Below are 4,533 nucleotides of genomic sequence, written 5' to 3' on the forward strand. Positions count from 1 at the left end.
AAATGATGATGCAGAGTAACATAAATCCCTAATTAATAATCACTGTGGAATTGTTTTTTTGATCTATACTTTTTAAAAGTATCAAAGAGTTACTTAAGGTTATTACGAAAAAGGAATTGAAAAACCTTGTGCTTGAGCTGAATTATAGTAGGCTAAGCTACGGTTTTTGCTGATAAAAAGTGAATAAAGATTCAGTTTTGGCCTATTACAGGAAGTAACGCTTGACGATAAGTAAGCAAATAAAAAGGTAAATTAGAATGTCCACAATACTCAAACCGATAGAAAGTAAAACAAAGCACCTCGATTTCTTTCTATCGCAATGTCATCGTAGAAAATACCCTAGTAAAAGTACAATCATTTACGCCGGCGATAAAAGTGATTCCTTATTTTATATTATTAAAGGCTCGGTAACGGTAATCATTGAAGATGATGATGGTCGTGAGATGATCATGGCTTATTTGAATGCCGGTGATTTCTTCGGTGAGATGGGCTTGTTTGATAATCTGGACTCTCGAAGTGCCTGGGTTAAAGCCAAAACCGAGTGTGAAGTTGCTGAGATCAGCTACAACAAGTTCCGGGAAATATCGTCTCAAGACTCGCGTATTTTGTATTTTATTGGTGAGCAAATGGCGAGTCGTTTGCGACAGACAACGCGTAAGGTGGGTGACTTAGCATTTCTTGATGTAACGGGTCGTGTTGCACGCACTTTACTGGATTTATGTAAAGAACCTGATGCGATGACTCATCCAGACGGCATGCAAATTAAGATTACGCGTCAAGAAATAGGGCGAATAGTTGGCTGTTCTCGTGAAATGGTTGGACGTGTACTTAAGACCCTTGAGGATCAGGGATTAGTTCAGGTTAAGGGTAAAACTATGGTGGTTTACGGTACGCGTTAACTCTTTAGGTTTTCCCATTTTGTTTAAGAAAAAGCAGGCTTAGCCTGCTTTTTTTGTTTGGGCTGTGGGTAATATACCTATTCTATATTTTGTTGGTAGAAGGTTTAATTCAAATAGCAATGTAAATAGTGGTTGACCTTCGGTCTGGATTCCGATGGAATATGCTTATAAGGTGAATGTGACCCGTGACCCTTTAATTATATGGTCGGGCTTTCTTGTCTCGGCACCTGTGATAAGTTTGTTCGGTTAGTAGTCAGTGATCATAAAAGGATTTAAGTGATGACATGGAATTCGACCCGCTTGCAATTAGACAAAGCCTTCTTGTTTGTTAGTGATGATTCTTTAGCATGTTCTTCTGCGCGACGTGTAGCTAAATTTAAAGGCCTGCGTATACAAAGTGCAAACTCTATTCAATCAGCTATTTCCTTTTTGGAACATAAACCCGCTGATTATTTTCTGGTTGTGATGGATGAGGAGAGCGCCAGCTTTTCGGCATATTCATTTTTAAACGAAGCTGATCAGCGTTGGCCTCATATCAAGGTTGTTTCGACTAGTAGCTTTATCGATAGCGGTGAACTCTTATCAAAGACTCCAAAAAATCTTGAGCTGGATGCTGTGTTGAGCTGCTTATTGAGTAAAGCCTGTGAGGAGCTTTTGAGTGAGAATAGCTGTATTCAGCAGGTTATAGATGACCGCTTGGCTGTTCTGAAAAAGGGGATTGAAAAAGCGCAATTAAGCAAACAGCATCGAGAACAATTGGTGTTATTTCCAGCAGAGTATTTGGCTGTATGTGAGCGAGGTTGGCTGCACTCCAAGCGTTATATGGACGAGGTATGTATTCGGGATAGCGAGCAATTCAAGCGTTTTCTAAGCCAGAGAATAATAGCGGCAGTTAAAAGAGTTTATGCTAGAGAAGTTGAGACAGCGATGAATAGTAATTTTCGTTTGTCTAAGTTGCTGCGTCAGTTCGGTATCAAGAGCGAAAAACGATTTGATCGCAATATTGAAAGTAATGAGGCTGCAATGGTGTTGATGCTTGCGACCCTTAAAGATTATTACTCCATTTTAGGTTATGACATTAAAGACATGGTTCAGCCTCAAAGAGAGTGTATTCACTTTGATCTTGGAGGGCGATTTACATATAACGATTACTTTAACCCCTTACTATCAAGTGTTGAGCGTGGTGCAGAATTAGCTTGCTTAAAACTAGAGTTTTTCATGTTGGCGAAGGCGTCAAATCTACGAGCAGAAATTAGTTATGACGAAACCTATTCGCTTTGTCTGGTTTGTTAGGAGTGAAGGTGCACGTTAAGGTAATCTCTACCGATCAGGTCTTGCTCGATACGCTAAGAATATCTCTAGATGTATTGCTGGGGTGCGAATTTGAGACGTTCAACCAAATATCTCCTGAGCTTGAACAGCAGCTTCTATTAGCGGGAAGCGAGAGCATTCTTCTCGTCGATGCAGGAATCCCAGGGGTTGATTATTGGGCTTTGGTTGGCTGGCTCGGTAGACAGTTCAAAGGCCAGGTGATTATCCTAACCAGTCCAAACTCTTATAACTTGAGCGCAGCAAAAATGATGCGCCTGGGGTGTTATGCCGTTTTGGATAAAAATAAGGGCTTCGCTCCTTGTTGGAGTGCGATTATATCCGCAGCCCAGGGGGATACGTTTATTGAGGGGGATAGTCCTTTTGCACAGCTCAGCTCCTCTGATCAGGAGCTTGCTAGAGAACTGTTAATTTACGATGTTAATCAATTATCTGAAATGAAGGGAATCTCCCAGCAAGCTATTAATAAAAAGAAATTGGCGATATATAACAAGCTCAGTATATGCTCTGTTCCAAATGATAAGGCCTTCCGCGTACTGGCCAAGTTATTTCAGTATCACTAGACTATTTTTTTGAAAAGGTTGTAGCTACAACTATTCACACCCAAAAATTGCTTATAACATTAGTTCCAGATAAGACGTTCTTCACGCAGTAAAGGGATTTAGCTTTGCCTTACGCAAGGGATACGCCGCGGAAGAGTTTATGCTAGCGAACTAGCCTTATCTATCATGAGGAGTCGAGGGATGCTGCTTAGCGAGTATTATTATTCTTTCAGTGGCATTTGGCTGTTAACTTCGTGAACAAGCGGGTAGGGCTCAAGGATGAGCATCTGTGATGAGGGTTTATCAACCTACCAAGAGGTCAGCAAGACTTCAGCTTGGGTAGCGGGGAGTAGTGCGCAAGGAAGCACATTGCTCCCCGCTTTTTAATTGATTAGCGCTGTCTGTCAGGTAACGATTATCTTTTGCCCACTAGCAACGACTTTTTCTGAGCGAGGGCGCTTTGGCGTATCAATGCCTCTTAATGCTGCCGGCCGTTCGTATATTGCTTTTACCCACCTTTCCAAGTTTGGATAGCTATCGATTTCAACACCCGACCAGTTGTGGGTTCGAACCCAAGCCCAGTTTGCGATATCTGCAATGCTGTAATTGTTTACCAGGTACTCATGTTCACTTAAGTGAGAGTCAAGTACTCCAAACAAACGCTTTACCTCGTTATGATAACGGTCAATAGCTGCGGGGATTTTTTCTGGAAAGTAGCGAAAGAAAACATTTGCTTGCCCCATCATTGGACCAATTCCGCCCATTTGGAACATTAGCCACTGATTTATAAGCGCGCGCTCGTTAGGTGTATGTGCGTAAAAATTTCCCGACTTTTCGGCTAGGTAGATCAGGATGGCCCCCGATTCGAAAAGAGTAAAACCTTCGTTGTCGTGATCAATAATCGCCGGTATTCGCCCATTCGGGTTAATAGCGATATACTCGGGCGTTTTTTGTTCACCTTTAGATAGGTCAACAGTGATTACTTTGTAAGGAATATTCATTTCCTCTAACGCAATGCTAATCTTGTGTCCGTTAGGGGTTGGTGATGTATATAGATCAATCATATATGTACCTAGGCTTTAGCCGATGGGCGAGAGGAAACTTCTTTATACCAGCGCAGAAGGTGAACTTGTTCTTTGTCTATAGATATCTGATTCACTCGATTAAAGTCCATTGTGCAGAGTGCGGTAATATCAGCAATGCTGAATGTGTCACCGGCAAGAAATGCATTGTGCTCTAAATGCTTATTCAGGTGTGTCATAAATTTTCTAACATGAGTGGCACACTCGGCTCCCCATTCCTTAATTGGATTCATTCTGTCTTTAAAGTAGCCGCTTGAGTGTTGAAAGCACATACCTGTTGGCATCAGAAAGTAAAACTCCGCCCAACGTTGCCACATTTCTATTTGAGCCTTTTCGAAAGCAGTTTCACCCATTAGAGGCTTCTCTGTATATAGCTCTTCAAAGTATCGACAGATGGCGACGGACTCAGAAATTGTTTGGCCATTATCGAGCTCTAGAACCGGAACTTTAGCCAATGGATTTTTTTGTTTGAATTCTGAGTTTAGGTTTTCTCCTTTTTGAAGGTCGATCTCAATGAACTCTATGTCCGTAATCCCTTTTTCAGCTAAGAAAATTCGGACTCTGCGCGGGTTCGGTGCGATTCTCATCTCATATATTTTCATAGGGTTTTTCCTTATTCGTTATTGGTCGGGATTTAGTAATTTTTCTAACTGATCGTTTAGAATGGTATTTTTTTCTAAA

5 protein-coding genes are annotated in these 4,533 nt (G+C 41.4%); 3 read left to right on the forward strand and 2 right to left on the reverse strand.

Translation table 11 applies throughout. The features are described from left to right. The first annotated feature begins 257 nt into the window (after nt 1-257). The 3 genes from crp to A3766_RS12130 all read left to right on the forward strand — a co-directional run bounded on the left by crp (nt 258) and on the right by A3766_RS12130 (nt 2,791). Nucleotides 258-899: a cAMP-activated global transcriptional regulator CRP gene (gene crp / locus A3766_RS12120; protein ID WP_068512556.1), complete on the forward strand. Its 642-nt coding sequence runs from the start codon at nt 258-260 to the stop codon at nt 897-899. Between the two features lie 279 nt (nt 900-1,178). Further along, the gene (locus A3766_RS12125; protein WP_068512552.1) at nt 1,179-2,192 is read left to right on the forward strand and encodes a hypothetical protein; all 1,014 of its coding nucleotides are present in this window, start codon (nt 1,179-1,181) and stop codon (nt 2,190-2,192) included. A gap of 8 nt (nt 2,193-2,200) precedes the next feature. Next, nucleotides 2,201-2,791, forward strand: a complete 591-nt coding sequence (locus A3766_RS12130; RefSeq protein WP_068554562.1) for a hypothetical protein — start codon at nt 2,201-2,203, stop codon at nt 2,789-2,791. Between the two features lie 383 nt (nt 2,792-3,174). On the opposite strand, the gene A3766_RS12135 is transcribed toward A3766_RS12130, so the two are convergent. Both A3766_RS12135 and A3766_RS12140 read right to left on the reverse strand, forming a co-directional pair. Next, complete coding sequence (locus tag A3766_RS12135; protein ID WP_068512548.1) at nt 3,175-3,834, reverse strand: glutathione S-transferase family protein; 660 nt, start codon at nt 3,832-3,834, stop codon at nt 3,175-3,177. An 8-nt stretch (nt 3,835-3,842) separates the two neighbouring features. After that, a complete protein-coding gene (locus A3766_RS12140; protein ID WP_068512547.1) occupies nt 3,843-4,454 on the reverse strand; it encodes a glutathione S-transferase family protein in 612 nt (203 codons plus the stop codon). Nucleotides 4,455-4,533: the final 79 nt, after the last annotated feature.

It is taken from the genome of Oleiphilus sp. HI0132 (assembly GCF_001635845.1).

What these genes read in the sequence shown, in the direction of transcription:
- crp (WP_068512556.1), top strand. Translation starts at nt 258, where the DNA reads ATGTCCACAATACTCAAACCGATAGAAAGTAAAACAAAGCACCTCGAT.
- A3766_RS12125 (WP_068512552.1), top strand. Translation starts at nt 1,179, where the DNA reads ATGACATGGAATTCGACCCGCTTGCAATTAGACAAAGCCTTCTTGTTT.
- A3766_RS12135 (WP_068512548.1), bottom strand. Translation starts at nt 3,834, where the DNA reads ATGATTGATCTATATACATCACCAACCCCTAACGGACACAAGATTAGC.
- A3766_RS12140 (WP_068512547.1), bottom strand. Translation starts at nt 4,454, where the DNA reads ATGAAAATATATGAGATGAGAATCGCACCGAACCCGCGCAGAGTCCGA.